Origin of the sequence: Bartonella sp. ML70XJBT (genome assembly GCF_028618425.1) — a bacterium.
Taxonomy (GTDB): domain Bacteria; phylum Pseudomonadota; class Alphaproteobacteria; order Rhizobiales; family Rhizobiaceae; genus Bartonella.
The window spans coordinates 47,846-66,669 of sequence record NZ_JAQISX010000011.1; the positions used below are offsets into that span (position 1 = coordinate 47,846).

At 39.3% G+C, this 18,824-nt stretch carries 15 protein-coding genes, 1 other RNA gene and 2 pseudogenes; 12 read left to right on the forward strand and 6 right to left on the reverse strand.

Annotated features, from left to right (window positions below):
• Positions 1 to 148 precede the first annotated feature (148 nt).
• The 5 genes from yacG to PVV65_RS05550 form a co-directional block, all read right to left on the reverse strand.
• Positions 149 to 403: a DNA gyrase inhibitor YacG gene (gene yacG, locus PVV65_RS05530; protein WP_273789504.1), complete on the reverse strand. Its 255-nt coding sequence runs from the start codon at positions 401 to 403 to the stop codon at positions 149 to 151.
• Positions 404 to 502: 99 nt separating this feature from the next.
• Entirely contained in the window at positions 503 to 1,291 is a 789-nt protein-coding gene (locus PVV65_RS05535) for a Maf family protein (RefSeq protein WP_273789495.1), read from the reverse strand.
• A gap of 229 nt (positions 1,292 to 1,520) precedes the next feature.
• The gene (gene infA, locus PVV65_RS05540) at positions 1,521 to 1,739 is read right to left on the reverse strand and encodes a translation initiation factor IF-1 (protein WP_004856585.1); all 219 of its coding nucleotides are present in this window, start codon (positions 1,737 to 1,739) and stop codon (positions 1,521 to 1,523) included.
• A 1,503-nt stretch (positions 1,740 to 3,242) separates the two neighbouring features.
• Positions 3,243 to 3,824, reverse strand: coding sequence for a disulfide bond formation protein B (locus PVV65_RS05545; RefSeq protein WP_273789496.1), 582 nt, complete (start codon positions 3,822 to 3,824; stop codon positions 3,243 to 3,245).
• A gap of 10 nt (positions 3,825 to 3,834) precedes the next feature.
• Complete coding sequence (locus PVV65_RS05550) at positions 3,835 to 3,987, reverse strand: DUF5993 family protein (protein ID WP_005774735.1); 153 nt, start codon at positions 3,985 to 3,987, stop codon at positions 3,835 to 3,837.
• Positions 3,988 to 4,865: 878 nt separating this feature from the next.
• Between PVV65_RS05550 and purE the strand changes: the two genes are divergently transcribed.
• The 12 genes and pseudogenes from purE to PVV65_RS05610 all read left to right on the forward strand — a co-directional run bounded on the left by purE (position 4,866) and on the right by PVV65_RS05610 (position 17,778).
• A complete protein-coding gene (purE, locus tag PVV65_RS05555; protein ID WP_273789505.1) occupies positions 4,866 to 5,363 on the forward strand; it encodes a 5-(carboxyamino)imidazole ribonucleotide mutase in 498 nt (165 codons plus the stop codon).
• 1 nt (position 5,364) lies between these two features.
• Positions 5,365 to 6,558 carry a 5-(carboxyamino)imidazole ribonucleotide synthase gene (locus PVV65_RS05560; protein WP_273789497.1) on the forward strand — a complete coding sequence of 398 codons (1,194 nt, stop codon included), beginning with the start codon at positions 5,365 to 5,367 and terminating at the stop codon, positions 6,556 to 6,558.
• Between the two features lie 983 nt (positions 6,559 to 7,541).
• Positions 7,542 to 7,919: a hypothetical protein gene (locus PVV65_RS05565; protein WP_273755700.1), complete on the forward strand. Its 378-nt coding sequence runs from the start codon at positions 7,542 to 7,544 to the stop codon at positions 7,917 to 7,919.
• Positions 7,916 to 8,089 carry a hypothetical protein gene (locus PVV65_RS05570; RefSeq protein WP_273755701.1) on the forward strand — a complete coding sequence of 58 codons (174 nt, stop codon included), beginning with the start codon at positions 7,916 to 7,918 and terminating at the stop codon, positions 8,087 to 8,089. Before PVV65_RS05565 ends, PVV65_RS05570 begins: the two co-directional genes overlap by 4 nt.
• 1,409 nt (positions 8,090 to 9,498) lie before the next feature.
• Positions 9,499 to 9,624 carry a type B 50S ribosomal protein L36 gene (ykgO, locus tag PVV65_RS05575; RefSeq protein ID WP_004863016.1) on the forward strand — a complete coding sequence of 42 codons (126 nt, stop codon included), beginning with the start codon at positions 9,499 to 9,501 and terminating at the stop codon, positions 9,622 to 9,624.
• A gap of 177 nt (positions 9,625 to 9,801) precedes the next feature.
• Positions 9,802 to 10,596: a hypothetical protein gene (locus tag PVV65_RS05580; protein ID WP_273789498.1), complete on the forward strand. Its 795-nt coding sequence runs from the start codon at positions 9,802 to 9,804 to the stop codon at positions 10,594 to 10,596.
• Positions 10,597 to 11,175: 579 nt separating this feature from the next.
• A non-coding RNA gene (gene ssrS / locus PVV65_RS05585) (6S RNA) lies at positions 11,176 to 11,336 on the forward strand.
• Positions 11,337 to 11,736: 400 nt separating this feature from the next.
• Positions 11,737 to 12,342 (forward strand): 5-formyltetrahydrofolate cyclo-ligase, encoded by a 606-nt coding sequence (locus PVV65_RS05590; RefSeq protein ID WP_273755703.1) that lies wholly within the window; start codon positions 11,737 to 11,739, stop codon positions 12,340 to 12,342.
• Positions 12,343 to 12,360: 18 nt separating this feature from the next.
• Positions 12,361 to 13,182: a TIGR00282 family metallophosphoesterase gene (locus tag PVV65_RS05595; protein WP_273789499.1), complete on the forward strand. Its 822-nt coding sequence runs from the start codon at positions 12,361 to 12,363 to the stop codon at positions 13,180 to 13,182.
• Positions 13,183 to 13,553: 371 nt separating this feature from the next.
• A pseudogene (locus PVV65_RS05600) lies at positions 13,554 to 14,797 on the forward strand (MFS transporter).
• A gap of 15 nt (positions 14,798 to 14,812) precedes the next feature.
• Positions 14,813 to 14,956 carry a hypothetical protein gene (locus PVV65_RS05605; RefSeq protein WP_273789501.1) on the forward strand — a complete coding sequence of 48 codons (144 nt, stop codon included), beginning with the start codon at positions 14,813 to 14,815 and terminating at the stop codon, positions 14,954 to 14,956.
• Between the two features lie 647 nt (positions 14,957 to 15,603).
• A complete protein-coding gene (locus PVV65_RS05610; RefSeq protein ID WP_273789502.1) occupies positions 15,604 to 17,778 on the forward strand; it encodes an isocitrate/isopropylmalate family dehydrogenase in 2,175 nt (724 codons plus the stop codon).
• Between the two features lie 852 nt (positions 17,779 to 18,630).
• Here the strand turns inward: PVV65_RS05610 and PVV65_RS05615 are convergent.
• A pseudogene (locus PVV65_RS05615) lies at positions 18,631 to 18,824 on the reverse strand (transcriptional regulator); the annotation flags it as partial.

The window sequence follows — 18,824 nt, forward strand, 5'->3', positions numbered from 1 at the left end:
TTCACCAACCCCTTCCCCTCAACTCAAATGTCCAGAGTTTTCCTACCCCCAACTTTTCCTTAGCCCCCTTAAGATTACTTCAACCCTAACTCCCTTTAAAACTTGCCCCTATAGGCAAAACTCACACAACTTCCACCATAGCCCCCCTCTATTCTTCTTCATCACTAACCTGTGGAGGTGGAGGCAAAATATAAGCCCCAAAAAGCCAACGATTAAGATCAATGGCGCGGCATCGGGTGGAGCAAAAAGGATAAGCAGATTTTTGAGACATCTGACCACAAATAGGACAAGGATGCGCAGGACGAGTCTCTTTTGGCAAATTGGGCTCTTTTTGCTCAGAGCATTCTTTTGGACTATGGCGCTTCCTTTGGCTTTGAGATGTCTGTATTTTCTCCTCTTTCATTAAATTTTCTTCTGTTTTTATTGTTTCATTTTTGCTTTGCACTTTTTTCTACACTTTTTACTGCTCTTTACCCTGCATGGCTCTACTCTTAAAGTTTTTCTACTGCATTTCTTCAGTCCACTGAGCGTAAAGTGGATAGTGATAAGCGGTCAAGAGATCGGCGGTTTCAGCCAAAGGCAATCCCACGACATTCGAATAAGAGCCTTCAATATAGACCACAAAAGCCCCTGCTTTTCCTTGGATAGCATAGCCACCCGCTTTCCCTTGCCATTCTCCTGAAGTAAGGTAAGCCTTCATCATAGGAGAGGTTAAGCGTCTAAAACGAACACGGCTTTCAACCAATTTTACGGTTATTTTTCCCTTTTCGTTCAAAGCACAAATGCCGCCATAGACTTTGTGCACCCTTCCAGAAAGGAAACGTAAACATTCATAAGCCTCATCCTCGCTTTCTGGTTTGGGAAGAATAGTGCGCCCCACCGCCACCACCGTATCAGCCGCCAAGATAATCATTTTCTGCGCAGATAGTTTTTTGTAAACATTCTGCAATTTTTCTTGAAGGTTCTGATTTTCTTGAGGGGTGTGACTCTCTTGGGCGGGGTTTTGATTTTCTTGGGATTTTTGAGCACACCAGTGCAAGAGAGCTTGCGCTTTGAGTGCTTTTTCTTTTGCCAAACGTTTGGCAAGGTTTGCGGGATGTTCTTTTAATTTTGGCGTTTCATCAATATCGCTTGCATAAACCTGTTGGGGCTCAATGCCCATTTGTGCTAAGAGCATTAAACGCCGTGGCGAAGCGGAGGCAAGCACCAAATGAATTGCTTCCCCCAAATGCATTTTTCCCCCAAGCTTTTCTGCCCAACGTTTTTCCCCCCACCCTTTTATCATTTTCATTTTCACCCCTTTTACAATCGGCTTATCTCTTACCCCATTTTAAGCGTCATTGATCTCCTTATTCTTTTTGTGCCCCTAGATTTTACGCCTTTTCAAGGTCATTTTAAACATTCGCTTTTTCTCACGTTAGAGAAAGTACCCTCGTTAGAGAAAGCCCCTTCAAGGTCTGTTAAAAATAACAGAAGGAATATTGTAACTTTTACAAAAAAGTGCGAGACCATCGATGAGATTACTTATAACGGTATATAATGCGTCCTTTTGTTAAATCATAAGGGGTCATTTCCACCATAATTTTATCACCGGCTAACACACGAATGCGATTTTTTCGCATTCTTCCAGCAGTATGTGCAATAATTTCATGATCATTTTCGAGCTTCACACGAAACATCGCATTCGGTAAGAGTTCAGTAACGATACCCGAAAATTCTAAAACTTCTTCTTTTGACATAAACAATCATTTCCTTATATAATGCACATATTTTATTAAGCTGTGCGTTATTTTCCAGCGTTCATACCCTATTTTCTCAAATTTGTGAATAAAGATTCAACAAAAAGAGAAAGGTTTTTCCAGTTTTCTCTCTATTGTTCTCAAAAAACCTCACCCTCTCTTTTGAGTCCTTTCATTTTCTCAAATGTTATCTATCAATTTTTTTAATTTTTAGGGTGATCTTGGTTTCAGTATGACAAGATTGGGATCAGCATGACAAGAAATGATGCTCCATCCCCCAATTTTTCTCTCCCTCACCCTCCCCTCTCCTCCCGTCACATCTCCTTTTCATCCCATACCCCCTTCACAAACTCTTCACCTCCAATCCTCTCTCCTCATTCCACGCCATAGCAAAAGCACAAACCACACCCCAAAGATTGCACAACACATCAATCCTTCACGGCTTAAAACAACCCTTTCCATTTTTACAAATACACGTTTTTACGCTTTTACAGATTCACAGAAACATCTGTACAAAATGATGATACCCCCTTTTAAAAAACACCTTTAAAATCTTGTGCCCATTTTCACTTCAATCCTTCCCACTTTAATTTCAATCCCCTATTTTAATTTCAATCCCCTATTTTAATTTCAATCATAGAGATAAACCGGTTTATTATTTTATTGACCAGTGCAAAATTTTGCCCTCCCATTTTGGTGATCAAAAGGGGGCATAAAAAGCATTTTTACAATTTTTTAGAGAATCTTGCCCCACAAGCGGTGCTTTTTTTTATGATAAACAAAGATCAATTGAATGGATTCACTCTCAGAAAGTTGTACATGAGAAAATTTTTTTGATTTTCGCCTTCAACATTCACAACGATAAATTATTTTTCTATGCCAATGTTTTCTATGCCAATGGTTTTTATGTCGATGGTTTTTATGTCGATGGTTTTCGACCTCAATATTTTTTTGCAAGGAGAATTATCATCAAAATGCTCATCTTTTTCTAAAATTTTTCTAAAACAAAAGCTTCACAAAAAAGGAGATATCGAAAAAAAAAGGGTAAAAAAAAAGAGGTTTGTTTCTGAGAAACAAACCTCTAGAGAAAATTATTGAGATAGCTTTTGAAATTTTAAACTACTCCCTCTAAAAGCATCTAAAATACTTCAGAAGCACCAAAATGAATACAAAAGGTTATTTAGTACAAAGCAAAAAAAAATCAAGAGAAAAAAATTTTATCGTTAATGTGCCCTTAACAAATGTAGGCTTTTTTACCTCCACCACCACTCGAAAACCCAACAGCTCGCCCCCCCTTTTAAAGCGAATCCTTCCACATCATATAAAAATAACGCGGACTTAAAAAAACTTATACCCCCCCCCCAAAACGACAAACCAAGTTTTTTTACAAAAATTGAGAAGATCAAAAATCTTGATGAATCAGTGTCCAATAAAAAAAGAAGCGGATTTTTTAACAATTCCGCCTCTTTAAGTGTAAAATTATGATGAAGAATAATTTAAAATTCAAGACTGTGAAGGGAACCAATTTGACAACAATTCATACCTTACAGGATCATCAGCGCATTGTCCGCCACCACATTCCAGTATAGTCGAAACCAAATTTGCCGCAATTAAAAACACGAACAAGAAACTTGCTGTTTTACTCAAGATTGGAAAAGAAGAAAATTCTTTAAACTTGTGTGCCAATTCGCCTAAAATCATAACGAATGCAACAGCAAAGATACAAAGGACAGAAATAATGAAAGCCCACGTATAAAAATGCAATCCAAAGAACGTTGAACCATATCCCAAATCATCAGGTGTGATATGCAAAAATACCTGCCTTGCAGCAACAGCACTGGTGACCATACAACCGATAATAACCATGCCATAATGGGTATTTTTCACCCTGTGGTGAATATTGAGTAAGAACCCACATCCTGCCAGCATCAATCCAACGCGTTGCAGCAAACAAAGGGGACAGGGCAACTCAAATTTTACCAATTGATAATAAAAAGCGACCACCAAGACAATAGATAATCCAATCAGCCCTAGTGTATTCATAAAAATGACGAAATGAGGGTTTTTTTGTTCAACATTTTCCATGGCTATTCTCTCAAAAAGATAAATTCAAAGTAGAAGTTGCGTGATGATTAAAGGTTAGAAGAATAACAACGAACAAAATAGCCCACAAAACATAACTTATATTTTTTTTGCCATACACCGTTGTTATTGCAGTGCCTAAAGCGATTAAAAATGGAAAAAACATAACTTTTAAATCTCCTTATCTTAAATATCTGGTGTTTAACTGTTCTTTGCTTAATTATCAGAGTTCAACATATTAAAAAATTGGGCAAAAAAGAGACCATGGATTTATTATTCACAATTCATCCTTCACTTTAATATTGTCTTATATTGTCGTTATATTTATGGTCTTATCATTTCATTTATATGAAGAAAGAATGAAAGAGATAATCGCTAAAAACGCGTTTGAATAAAAGCGTTAACGCGTTGATTATTCAAGTTCTTTATCGCATCAATTATTGCAAGAGCCCCTTTCCCCCCATACTTAAACAGCAAAATAAAACGCCTTCGAAAGATAAGATATTCCTCTGTTATTTTACGGGAAAAAATATCCTTATTTACAACGCAGTTTTGCCATAGAAAACTCTTTTTATCATAAACAGTGTTTCAAATTGCACCGTATTATACAGTATATGGGACGGTATTTGTTTTAGCAACAAAAAATTGAGACATTTTCTAAAAACCTTATAATCTTCAAAAACTTTTTCAGAATATATTCTCATCATGTATTTTTTCTTTTTGCTTCAAAGTACCTTTTTTTCAAAGTACAAAGGTATTACTTAAAGGGCATCACTTAAAGGGCATTCTTAAAGTAAAAGACACTCTCGCTGTTTAACCACTTCCCCTCTAATATATTGAACAGCAAAAAGCTCAAAGGACAGAGTTTCATGAGCTTCAAGAGGGTGTTTTTGAACGACTGCATTTATCCTTTAAATTTTGACCTTTCAATCTTATGTAAGGAAAAACTGTTTTTCTGCCATCAATTGGCTTTGCAAAGAGATTATAAAACTCTTAAAAAACGAATGATAAAGAATCGCCTTGAATCTTTGAAAAGGATAGAGAATAATGAAGAAATCATGTGATGTCGGGATTTTAATGGGGAGTCAATCGGATTGGCAAACGATGTGCCATAGTGCCGATATTTTGACGGCTCTTGGCATTTCTCATAGTTTGCATATTGTCTCAGCCCACCGCACCCCTGAACGCCTTTATCAATTTGCCAAAGAAGCAAAATCCGCAGGTTTTAAAATTTTAATTGCCGGTGCTGGGGGTGCAGCGCATCTTCCTGGGATGCTCGCAGCGCTTACGCCCCTTCCTGTTTTTGGCGTTCCAGTGCACTCACAATCTCTCTCTGGTCAAGACTCTTTGCTTTCAATCGTGCAAATGCCAGCAGGCATACCAGTTGGTACCTTAGCCATAGGCAAAGCAGGGGCCATTAATGCGGCCCTTCTAGCCGCCGCCGTTATGGCTGTTTATGATCCTGATCTTGCCCAACGCTTAGAAGATTGGCGTCGGCAACAAACAGCCAATGTCGCCCTCATGCCTGTAAAGGAGGTTTAAAATGACATCCTCTTCCAGCACCACGCCCTCCAACACCTTCCCCTCCAACGCCACATCACCCAACACCACTTCATCAAACACCACGCCCTCCAGCATACCCGCTTCATCCAACATGCTCCCTCCAGGCAGTGTCATTGGTTTGATTGGTGGCGGACAATTAGCACGCATGCTTGCCATAGCGGCTGCAGAATTAGGATTTCGAACGGTTATTTTTTGCCCTGAAGCCGATTGCCCCGCTGCTCAAACAGCCAACAACCATATTATTTCCTCCTATGATGACCGATCCGCCTTAGATGATTTTACTGCACAGTGTGATGTTGTCAGCTATGAATTTGAAAATCTTTCGCTTCAAACGGTTCAATATGTAGAGAAAAGCAAGCCTGTTTATCCTTCTTCTAAAGCCTTAGAGATCGCGCAAGATCGACTTTTTGAGAAACAATTTTTACAAAACCAAGGAATCAGCACCGCCTCATGGCATGCTGTTGACGATTTTTCTTCTCTTATTTCTGCTCTTGATACCTTAGGCGGGCGTGGTCTTTTAAAAACACGTCGTTTTGGTTATGATGGAAAAAACCAGATCAAGCTTGATCATCCTGATGAACAAACCTGTAAAGAAGCCTTCAATGTTTTTGCAGGTCAGCCTTGTATTTTGGAAGAAATCATTCCTTTTTTATCGGAAATTTCGGTTCTCTCGGCGCGAACTAAAGAAGGGGAACATATTTTTTATGATTGTCCTGAAAACCAACATAAAAATGGCATTCTTCATAAATCCTTTGTTCCCTCTCACACTTCCCTTGAAGGACAAAAAGCCGCACAAAACATCAGCCTTACAGTAATGGAAGCTCTTAATTATGTTGGTGTTCTTTGCATTGAATTTTTTGTCTTAACGGATGGTCGTCTTTTAGTGAATGAATTAGCCCCGCGTGTTCATAATTCTGGTCATTGGACGCAAAAAGCCTGCATCACCTCACAATTTGAGCAGCATATCCGTGCGATTTGTGGGCTCCCCTTAGGCAGCCCCTATCGCCATAGTGATTGCCAAATGATCAATCTTCTTGGGAACAATTTGAACACTTTAAAATATTTTCTCACACAAGAGCGCACTTCGATCCATTTATATGGCAAACGCACTGCCCAACCCTACCGCAAAATGGGCCACGTCATTCAATTAACCAGACCAGCAAGCAAATCTTAACCATTCTATCAAACGTATGTCACTATGATCATTTCTGATTAAATATACTGTTGATTTTCTGCTTTTTCGAGGTTGTTTTCACCAAAGCCACAAGACACAAGACACAAGACATTGGCAAGAGCCTTCCTCTCCACAGGCTAACACGGTGGAACGCACCGCCAAGTTTTTTTAAATTAATCGCAGCATTAATATCTCGATCATGGTGTTTACCCCAATGAAAACATCACCACTCACACATCGCCACTCACGTATATTAAGAGGCAATTATTCAATCTTATATCCCTTATATCCACCATGATGGCAGATCTTACGGCTCGCATACCAACGATCTGCAAGAGCAACCTCTCAACCATAGCGTGTCACCTTATATTCCAATTGACGACGAAACTTTAAAAAAACTTTGATCTGTAAGGCCACAAAGCCGATTTTTCAGTAAGTCTTTTACATGAAGCTTTTCGAGACAAAATGGACCAAAACGCTAAATTAAATCTTGTGTCACCTTATGCAAATTATCCGTTCTTACATTGCTTATACGCGCATGAAGCTTAACCCGTTTTGTTTCTCCTTAAGACCGATTGCGCGAGCCTTTTTTCTTACAACTTAAACGCCCTGATAAGCGCCGTAAACGATTTAGCAAAGCCTTATAACCTATCGTTTTTCCTATCGAAAGCATTGCAAGTGCATGGAGGCTCAAATCAATCCCAACAACAGCTTGGGATTTTACTGAGTGGCTTTATCTGTTTTACCGCTAAAACTTACAAAGCACTGATCCGCTTTACAGCTCAATGGTTGCAGAACTTTCCTTGAAAACCCAAGGGTTATCGCAGATAAACCCAACCAAGTTGGGGAATTCTTATCTTGAAACCTTGCAGCTATATTTGATCATTGGTAAAAGTAAAACAATCGTGCACGCCTTATCTTGAAAAATGGGATCGTTTACTTTATCAGAGTGCAAAACATTTAAGCAACCAACTGGTATCAACATGACAACACAAAAGCCAAATATATCAAGCACCTCATCGGAACAACGAAATAATACATATTCTCAGTGGGATTTAGTCCTTGATATACAAAAAGAAGTTAAGGAAATAATAAAATATGGTGTTGTTTCACTAAAAGAATTTATACTCATCATCTTTATAAGCATCTGTTTATACATTTTCCTCTCTATAATAGGCAATGCGGATAAAGCTCAGATGGATGCGCCAACTGTAATAGGGCTGATGTGCGTGTTAATTTTGTACGGTTCGATACCAGTCTCTTTGGTGCTATACATCATAATAAAGAAGAAACTCAAAAAAGTAATAAAGGAACTGGACGAAGCTGTTGCTAACCACAATCCACTAGGGAGAGAAAAATGACTGAAGCGATAATATTAGGGCGTATTTTAGGGATTATAGGCGGTTGTGCAATAATAACATTATCGGTTTGGCTTATTTATTCTGTCATTAAATATCGAAAACTGTATCGTAAAGCCCTTACAGGACGAGATCTAGCGATTCAAGAATGTAACAAAGAAATTGATAAGTGAAAAAGTCTTGAAAAATAAGAGATTAAAAATACTATAATCTTTATTGTGATATTTCGAGACTTATCTAATGTGATGATCTAATGCGATGAGAGTTCCAGTTATTTAAGGTATTAAGACACTTCATCAAAAGAGCATTTGAAATTGTAAGCATAAATAATTATGTGTCGTATGCCAAAGTACAAGAAACAATGTTATTCCCAACACGAGTAACTACGGGCGACGCCTTTATCAAAAGATGCAAGCAAATGAAATAATCGAGAGACGAAAATCATTAAAAAACATAAAGCAATAAATTATGACCTTATATTTTGGCAAAAACGCCTTTTACTTTTACATCTCGTGAGACTTTCTTCCCTTTCAACAGCCTTAACTTTAATAAAGGTTGTTGTTTTCAAAGCACATAATTTCTTGATATTTTCTCTACTCTTTTTTTCTTCTTTTCAGATCGATTTTTCTTAATCTCACGCCCCCAGCTTTTTTAGTCTTTTTCCATCTTTTCTTTAAGTTTATTCAGACAATGAATGATCAAGAAATGATAAGACGCCTCAAGAACCCTAGAATATCCCTTGATTTTATGCCACATTTTTATAGCATTTCGCATAAAGCCTCCCTTATCGTAAGGCTCCTTTGTTTATGCAATAGGCTTTTCATACAAAACTAATCATACATAAGACTAAGGCATAGGATAAGAATCTTCTTTCTCTTGGCTTAGCAGTATCATTCATCAAGACCATCAAAACAGCGCTTCACAAAGCTCCAAATTTTTCTCGTTTCAAGCATCTTTTAAGAGCACCGAAAGCACCTCCTCCTCCTCCTTTCTCCCCTTTCAACTCTCCCTGATAAGGCGCTCACGCCCCTTGATAAACCCCTTTACCTTCCTTTATATAAAGAGAAAATCCTAAACAGCTCAACAATCCAACAGTTTAACAGCACGGCTTAATTCCTTCAATACTCTCTAACAGAGCGTATTTATTCAAATCTGAGAAGCTAAAATCTTATTTTCACTTTTTATCTTTATTTTTCTTAATCTTTATTTTTATTTTCAAGGCAACCATCAAGCCCCTCTTTTTGTCACAGACAAAGCCCCTTGACAAAAGTAAGGCTTCTTGTTAGATTTCCCTCACTTTTTTACAATTTTTACTTATTCGTTGTGCTGATGAAGTGTGTTGATGCGTACCTTGAAGGTGCGTTTTTCTTTTTATTATCACAGTGGAAAAGTGTATCGTAAAGAAAGAGCGTGTTGTGTTATGATGCAATAACGCTATCACAATAACGCTATAATAGGGCAATGTTTATGTATCTCACATTGTTGTATTATTATTATTATTTAGGGTTGTATTGTTATTTAGTATTGTAAGAATATTGTGTTGCAATGCTATGTTATGTAAACTGTTAAAACGGTGAATAGGATGAAAATTAAAAATTCGCTTAAAGCACTCAAGGAACGCCATCGTAACAATCGTTTGGTGCGTCGTAAAGGACGTGTTTATATCCTCAATAAAACGAACCCACGTTTTAGAGCACGTCAGGGTTGACTTTTTCGTCAGAGCTGATCCTTTTCTAAAGGAAATGGTTTAATGCCTACAAAAAGTAGGCATAATGGTTTTCTTTTGAGATTTTTTGGGGGTATAAGTCTTTTGATTACGAGTCCACTGTTTGATAGTCCACTGTTTGATAATGTTTAGTGATTTATCTTTTGAGGGCTTGTTTTTATGGGTCTTTTTATTTTAAAAGTTTTTCGATTTTTTCAGGGGCGTTTTTCCTATCTTTTTTTCTATCTTTTCCGGCGCGTTTTTTTTCTGTCTGTTATAGGTCTTTTTTGTTTTATTTCTTCTGTTTATGGACAAAATCCTCCTTCACTTCCTGAAGATCGTCCTTCTCCACAATCGCTTTTACCGTTAGATGATCTCATCCCCAATTCTCCTCCCTCTTCCGCAACGCCCTCTGATTCTGATTCATCCGCGATGATTCTTGAAGATTTCGACTCAGAGAAGCTTTCCTTTGTTGACAGGGTTAAGCAACACAAAGAGGCAGAAATTTTACGTTTATTAAAAGAGTTAAAATATTGTGCTGATGTTGCGAAAGCAAAAAAAATCAGTCAACAGCTTCAGCTTTTATGGTCCCAATCGGGAAGTGAGACGATTGATCTTTTAATGTCATGGGCTGAAAATGCGATCAATAATGATGATTATGGACTTGCGCTTGATTATATTGATAATGCTCTTTCACTTTTGCCGACTTATACTGAAGCTTGGGTAAGACGTGCTTGGATTCACATTCAACTGAATGATTTCAAACTTGCCATGCTTGATCTCAATCATGCTCTTGAACTTGAGCCGCGTAACTACATTGCCTTTTTTGAACTTGGGGTTACCATGGAAGCAACAGAGCGTCCAAAACTTGCTCTCAAAGCTTATGAAACAGCTTTAAGCATCTATCCACAAATGCAAAAGCTTCAAAAGCGCATTGAGGCTTTATTAGACGAACAGACACCGCAATCTCTTTGAACGGATCATACTTAAAACAAAACACCTTAAGCCTATTTCAAGTTTGCATAAAACACGCATCCCAAGCTGAATAAATTATCCCTGCTCCCCCCCAACACCGCACCTTCCGGCACACGCCCCATTGGCACGTGTACAAACTTAGAAAATGATAAAAGGCATCCCTCTGCATGTCTTCATAATTGATAAAACAGCCTTAAAATACACTTCATAAGGTAAAAAACGTCAAAAATGCCTGGTGTGAATTCAAAAAATATCCTTGAATTAAGAAATATTTCCCTTCAAACTTCCCCGCAAACATTTCCGTAAAACATCAAAATCAAGCCTTATTCCAAAAGGACAAATTAAACATTGCTCTCCAAAAGCAAATCAAACATTACCAATGAAAAAAAATTGTTTCACTCACCCATCCATTATTTTTTTGATTTTTTTACTTTGAATAAGTCGTCCATCCATTCTTCAGCGCTTTCCAACAATCACCAGCAAGGGGGTAAAAAATCTCTTGTAAAACTTTATAAAAAATAAATGGTCGGAGTTATTTTATCTCTAGCAGAAGCTGTGAAATTGTTTTATATTAAAGAGGGTGTTCTGCGCTTCTCGACAGGAAATAACGTATTCCTGAGACCTTAGTGATCTCCAAGGGAGCTGTCCCTGATGAAGCCCGTGGGCTTTTTCATATGGCGCCCACCTATTTGTATAGGTTCCCGGGATCAACTTTTTCCATCGGCTGTTGTGGATCACCCTTTTTTGCATCATTTTTCCTCATACTTTTCCCAAAAAATTGATCATGCCCTTTTGCATGAAACGCCCTTTTCTGTAAAACTCTTTTTCTGCGAGCCCCTCTTTTCTATAAAGCGAGAAGCTCTTTTTAAGAGATCAAAATGATGATAGGCTTTAACTTGATGAGATTTGCAACAGCTGATAAAAAGAATAACCTCAGCTTTATCGCTTCCACGCAAGAGCACGCGAGAGCGGTTTATCGCGTCGTGATGCCCTTTTAACAAGAAGAGCGCCCCTTAAGTTTCATAAGGCTCATTCCACGCACAGAGCTCTTGTTTCTAATGGCGGTTTACAAAAGACCAACCATGACTACAATGGGGAAAACCGCTGAATAAGTGACAAGACTGAATAAGTGATAAGACAATGACCCAAAATCTCTCTTCTAAAACAACTTCATCGCTTCGCGCAAGAGCACGCGAGAGTGGTTTATCGCGTCGTGATGCCCTTTCAAAAGAAGAGCGTGCCCTGTTTTCACAGCGTGCTTGTCACCACTTTCTTGAAACCCTTGAAAAAAAAGGAACGGATTTTTCACGCCTCATATTAGCAGGCTATTGGCCGATTAAATCGGAAATTGACCCTCGCCCTCTTCTTGATGCGATAGCATCACGCGGGGGGCGTTTAGCCTTACCAGCCGTGCTTGATTCCACCACCATGATTTTTCGCGCATTTTCACCACACACGCAACTTCAGCCCATGCGTTTTGGCACCTTTGGGCCCGGTGCAGACAACGCCACTGTTATCCCCAATAATGTTCTTGTTCCACTTTCTGCGTTTGATCGTCACTGTCACCGCCTTGGCTATGGAGGCGGTTATTATGACCGAGCCGTTGAAACCCTTGAAAAACAGGGACATCAAATGGCATTATGGGGCATAGGCTTTTCGTGTCAGGAGGTTGACTCTATTCCCGCAGCAGAACATGATCTACAGGTCCAGGGAATTTTTACAGAAAAAGGTTTCCTAAAATGCTAAAATGTGATTAAAGCGCCTATGCGTTTTTTATTTTTGGGTGACATTGTTGGGAACACAGGGTGTGAAGTTGTTTTTGAGCATCTTCCTCAACTGATTGAGAAATGGCAGCTTGATTTTGTTGTGGTCAATGGGGAAAATGCCTCTGATGGTTTTGGCCTCAAGCAAGAGACGTATCAAGATCTTTTAATGACGGGTGTTGATGTTGTCACGACGGGAAACCATGCTTTTTCCCACAAGGAAGCCTTACAGTATGCGCATGAGAGTGATCGTTTTTTACGTCCTGCTAATTTCTCGAAAGAGACTCCAGGAAGAGGAGTGGGTGTTTTTACAGCAAAAAATGGTGCACGTATTCTTGTTGCCAATCTGTTGGGCAATGTTTTTATGCCATGCAAAGTAGAAGATCCCTTTGAGATAGCAGAAAATATTCTGCTCGCCTGCTCTTTAATGGAGCAAGCCGATGCGATTATTTTTGACTTTCACGCGGAAACGACGAGCGAGAAGCAATGTTTTGGCCATTTTCTTGATGGTCGTGTGAGTGTTATTGTTGGAACGCATACACATATTCCCACCGCCGATGCGCAGATTTTAGAAGGGGGCAGTGCGTATTTAACAGATGCCGGCATGTGTGGCGATTACAACTCCTCCCTTGGCATGGATAAAGAAGAACCGTTACACCGTTTTCTTTACAAAACAAAGCAAGATCGTTTTGAACCAGCCCGTGGTCCCGCCACCCTTTGTGGTTTTGCGGTTGAGATTTCAGACCGCACCGGCTTAGCAGAAAAAGTTTCAGCGGTACGCATTGGTCCGCATTTAAAGCCTGAAGTTCCAGATTTTTGGTAGGCTTTAAGCCTCTCCCTCTTTTAAGCCGCGCGCCCTCTTTTAAGCTGCTCTCTCCCTTAAGCGCCCCTTCCTTTAAACCGCGCCTCTTTGAAGCCGCACCCTTTAATAGACACACACCACGCGTCTCTTTTGAAAACTCTGCTAAGAGACGATTCTGCACCTCCCATCAATTAAGAGATCTCTCAATCATTTTCACGTATTTTTATGAACGGGCATTTATTAAAATGAGTGCAGACATTAAAAACGATTAAAGTATAAAGCGATTTTTTTTCCTGGAGGAAACGCTAAAGGATGATAAAAGCCCCCTATATTTATAAGGATAAATTATTTTATTGACTTTAAAAGTCTTAAATTTTGAAAAATATTTATTTGTGAACAATAAACCTTCTTTATTATTTATAATTTCTATTGTGTATTTATCCATCGGGGGGTTAATTTCTACGGATATTTTTCTCCCCGCCCTTGGAGATAGGCGTCAATATTATCAGGGAAGCGAATCTAAAATTCAAAGTGCGGTAGCCATTTTTTTACTTGTCTTAGCTATTGGACAACTGATTTATGGACCGCTCAGTGATAATTTGGGACGTAAAAAGACGCTTTTGTTTGGCTCACTTTTGTGGCTCTTGACCACCCTAAGTATTATTTACACCGTTCATATTCAAACTTTTTTTGCACTGCGTTTTTTACAAGGTCTTGCCGCCTGTGCGGGACTTGTTTTAAGTCGAGCGATTATAAATGATTTAATGGATAAAAAGTCCGCAGGAAGGCTTTATTTGGTTATTTTTCCTTTTGTTGGAACATCACCAGTGCTGAGCAAAATTGATTGGGGGGGGGTGTTATTGCAAGTTTTTCATTGGCAAGCCACTTTTATCTTTTTAAGCCTTTTTATCCTTTCAACCATTTGTTTGTGTTATTTTGTCCTCACAGAGACTTTACCTCCTAACAAACGTCACTCTTTCACGCCTATAGGAGTCCTTAAAGGCAGTTTAGGAGTCCTTAGAAATAAGCAATTTATTTTTTACGCATTGATACCCTATTTTTCCCCCGTATTTTGCTTAATGCAACCTATTTTGCTTACATTGTGGAGTCGCCTTTTTTTCTTACAGCTTTGGGCTTGTCAACTGCCTCTATGGGATAGAGTTACATTGGCGTTTCTTGTAACCTCATGTCTTAAAGCAACTTGGTTGCACGAAGATTTTTTAAGCAAGAATCTATGGAACGGACCATTCGACGTGGATATATTATTTTTGTCTTCAGGAGGAATATTATTTGCTCTCCAAATCTATGTGAGTGCGTGGCCCCTTGTTCCGCGTTTTAAGTTGTCACGCGTTTTAAGTGCCCTTTCACTTCTAACTTTTGGCAATGGCTTTTTGTTACCTTGAGGCAACAGCGTTAGCGATTTCCTCACATCCGCAAGCAGCTCTCAGCAGCATCCAGTGTGATGGGGTGCCTTACACTTAGGAAGTGCAGCATTAAGCGCCGCAGTGACATCGAAAACTATCCGGCCATAATCCATGAGGCTGTTGCCCTTTTATTGGCAACATGTTGTCTTGTAGGTTTTATCATTTATATTCGAAAAGCCAATTATTTTATAACCATAAATCAAGTCAAATAACCAAATTGAGGCGCTATGCTTAAAAATCTTGATATCCCTTTGCGTGATGGAGAATATCGGAATCAATTTTCTTTTTCTATCGATTACATCATTGAACATATTAAAAATCTAACAGCTGCTCAAATTGAATATATTGAAATCGGCGCCCCTAAAGGGTAACCATAACGTGGGTTAAACGGCTTTATGCTCTAACGAGATTCATCTCTTCCATGATGCTGTTCGGGGTGCTAAGTCCGTTATGCTTACCCAGCCGTCTCATATTCACCAATCGGACATTGGCAAATTAAAGAATAAGGGGCCCCCTGTTATTCCTTTTAAATTTGCGTAAAAAGAAAACATTTTACAATGGAGATAAAATCTTGCAGCAAACGAAAAATCTCAAGAGCTTTTTTTTAACCTATGCTTTTTTCACCCATATATCGAAGCTCTCACGATTTTCTTTTTGCCTTCAATAATTGAAGCATTTATAAATTAAGCGTTGCAAGAGAATAAAATATCTTTAGAGTTAACTAAAATGTCTTTAAGGTTAGAAGAGGAGCTCATGTCTCCAAACTTTATAATAAAAAGTGCGGGGCCTTTAAACGATATGAACATCATCTTGTTCTTACACCGAGAAGACCAATGGGAAACAAAGGAAATTTTTGCTCTTCTTTTAATTTTTTAAAAGAGAGATTTGAAGAGTATAAGCTTTATTATCCGTAAAGCTTAAATGCATATGTGTAGAGGTTCATTGTGTTATGACGCATAAAGTCATCAATAAATAGGCATCAATAAAGAGAGGCATTAGCCAATAGAGGGCGGGATTTATGAAAAAGAAAGTTCTTGTATTACCAGGTGATGGTGTGGGACCAGAAATCTGTGACGCAGCACTGATGCTCTTAGAGCCATTTCAATTGCCCATTGAATTCATGTATGGTGATATTGGTTTTGAGTGTTGGCAAAAGACAAGAGATGCTATTCCTCAAGCCACTTGGCAAAAAATCGCTAAAAGTGATGCACTTTTGCTTGGAACTGTAACAGAGAAAGGAAAAGAAGCAACTTTAGAAGAAGGTGCAGCGCCTTTAAAAGAGCAAAATCTTTCCTACGTTTCTCCTCTCCTTCAACTTCGTCAAAAGTTAAGCTTGTTTGCCACGATACGCCCCATAAGATACATTTTCGGTCCGAAAAAACCTTTCCAGTTTTGTATAATCAGCGAAAAGAGCGAAGGTCTCTGCGCAAAATTAGATTTTCGAGGGATCACACCGGAAACAGCCACCTGGTTACAACATCGCAATTTAGCAAAATATGGTGCTAAAGAAGCAGCGTGGACAGTCCATTTGCACACACGCTTTGGTTTAGAGCGGTTATTTGAATACGCTTTTTCTTATGCACGTGGGCGGAAATTTAAGCGGGTTACCTTTGCAAATAAGCTGAATGTGATGTGCGAAAGTGGAGAATTTGCTCAGGAAATTTTTGAAAAAATCGCACAAAACTATCCAGAAATTGAAGCCGATATTCATGATGTTGATGCGGTTGCTTTGTGGATTACAACAAAGCCAGAGCAATTTGGTGTAATTGTTGCTGAAAACATGTTTGGCGATATTCTCTCAAATCTTGCCGCCGGCGTGATGGGGGGCTTGGCGCTTGCAGCGCATGCCCATGTGGGGGATAAGATACCCTGTTTTCAACCAGCTCATGGAAGCGCCCCACACCTTGCTGGACAAAATAAAGCCAATCCTTCTGCGATGTTTTATACCGCATCTTTCCTCTTAGAGCATTTAGGCTTTTACGAGGAAGCAAAAGAATTATCTCAAAGTGTTGATCACGTTATTCGTACAGGGAAAACACTCCCCCATGATCGAGGAGGGAACGCCTCACCCCGTCAAATGGCACAAGCTGTTAGCAATTTTCTTGCAAATCCTACCTCTTCATATCGTGCAGCCATTATCACCGTTGGTGATGAACTCCTTTCAGGACAATATTTGAATACGAATTTACAAGATTTAAGCCAAAGTTTGGAAAAAAGAAACATTCAAGTCACGCGTCATTTTGTTTGTGCGGATCAATTACAGCAAATCAGTGAGACGATTGTTTCTTGTCTTGGACAAGAAGATTTGATTATCATCAGTGGGGGATTAGGCCCGACCTCTGACGATAAGACCCGCGATGGGGTCGCTCAAGCTGTAAGAGAACCTTTGGTGCATCATGAAGATGTTTGGCAAATCATCAAAGGTCAATTGGAACGGTTAAAGATTGCGCCAGATAAGAATAATGCGCGTCAAGCCTTATTTCCGCAAACAGCAACAGTGCTTGACAACCCGACCGGCACAGCACCAGGTTTTTTTCTTTCTTGTGATGGCAGCGCCCTTGTTGTTTTGCCTGGTCCCCCCTCACAGGCTCTTGCCCTTTTAGAAGATTATTTACAGCAAAATGAGAAGAAATATTCTTCACTATCGCGTGCAGAATATGCTTGGACTTTGATTGGAATTGATGAAAGCACCCTTGCACATTGGGTTGACCGTCATTTTGCCAATGCACCCTTTGAGCGCCATTTTTTATGGAAAAGCCCTTATGTTTTGGTGCAACTGGTTGGTCAATCATCCACCCCCTTGGCCCCACCTCTCATCGAAGAATTTGAACATCATTTTCGCGCCCATTTGGTTGGCAGAGAAATCACCACAGCGTGTCAACAACTCGCAAAATACGCACAGGTACATTGGTTGATCGATGATCCGCTGCTTTTAAAATATTTTCAGACTCCAGAAACAAGTCCCCAAAATATCCCACAGATTGAGGTTGGCGTGAGCCTCTCCCCTTCCATTGAGCTGTTAGAAAGTCAGCAAGAAAGCCTTGGCCATGCAACCATAACGGTGCAAATGAAAGGTTATGAGGATGATCATCTAACGTTCCCCTATACGCGCCCCCTTTTAGGTGTTGTTTTACAAGAATATGCCGCTTGGTTAATTTTAAAAAGAGTTTTGCAAACGGAAAAAAGTCAATGAGACCTATAACCCAATGAGCTCTTGATAACAGTGTCAAAACATTGGAACAACGCTTGTGGGCATTCGAATACAGTGATGAGACCCCTTCACTGTTACATGGTCTCCTCTGTTACATGGGATACGTTTCCCTCTCACCCATGGCGCTTTATTTGCTCCGCCTTTAAGAATAAAGGATAAAACTAATTTTAAAAATGAAGAGAAAGAAGCTTTCTTGAAACATTTCTGCGAGGAAAAGGTCAGCACCCACCCACCACAGCACTCCCTTCCTTTAGAAAAAAACTATCGAATAATTTATTATGGAGAAAAAAGACTCTTTAAATTTTTTTACACGCATGAGAAATCAACCAGAAGGCTGTTTTCTAGCTTTCACGTGTCATTTTTCTGACCCATTGCGGAACACCTTTTTCATTGCGTATTCTGGGAGTCAAAAACACTGAGCTCAGTCAGCTTTTTTTGCTTTTAGTGCTGCACACCTAGACATGGCAAAAACTCTCGGAATTCCGTATTCCTTATAGACGAGCTCTCACGGCTCACTCCCCCTGCCCCATTGCGAGCGCCCTCTTTATGCGTATTTCGGGAGTCAAAAACACTGAGCTCAGTCAGCTTTTTTTGCTTTTAGTGCTGCACACCTAGACATGGCAAAAACTCTCGGAATCTCACGCTCCTTATAGAGAAAACAAATATCTCCACTTTGGATTTTCAAGGCTTTGGGTTCCCCCATAAAACTGCACTGTACAACGAGAGCCCTTATACTTTATGCATAAACTTATTCATAACTTATACTTATTCATAAAATCATTTCAAAAGAGCAGCAATAAAATTTAAAGGCTTTCACAAGTGTATTTTCATCTCTTAAGCAATCAAACACAAAATTGCCTTTTGTTGCTTAGGCTTAAGTTCTCTAAAACTTTTCAAAAGAGTATGCTCTTCTTTATTAGCAATTTCATCATAGGATGTATTTTTTTCTTTTGTTGCGATATCGGCATAAAAAAAGAAAATAGAGATATCCAGGATATCAGCAATTTCTTGTAAACGCCCTGCACCAA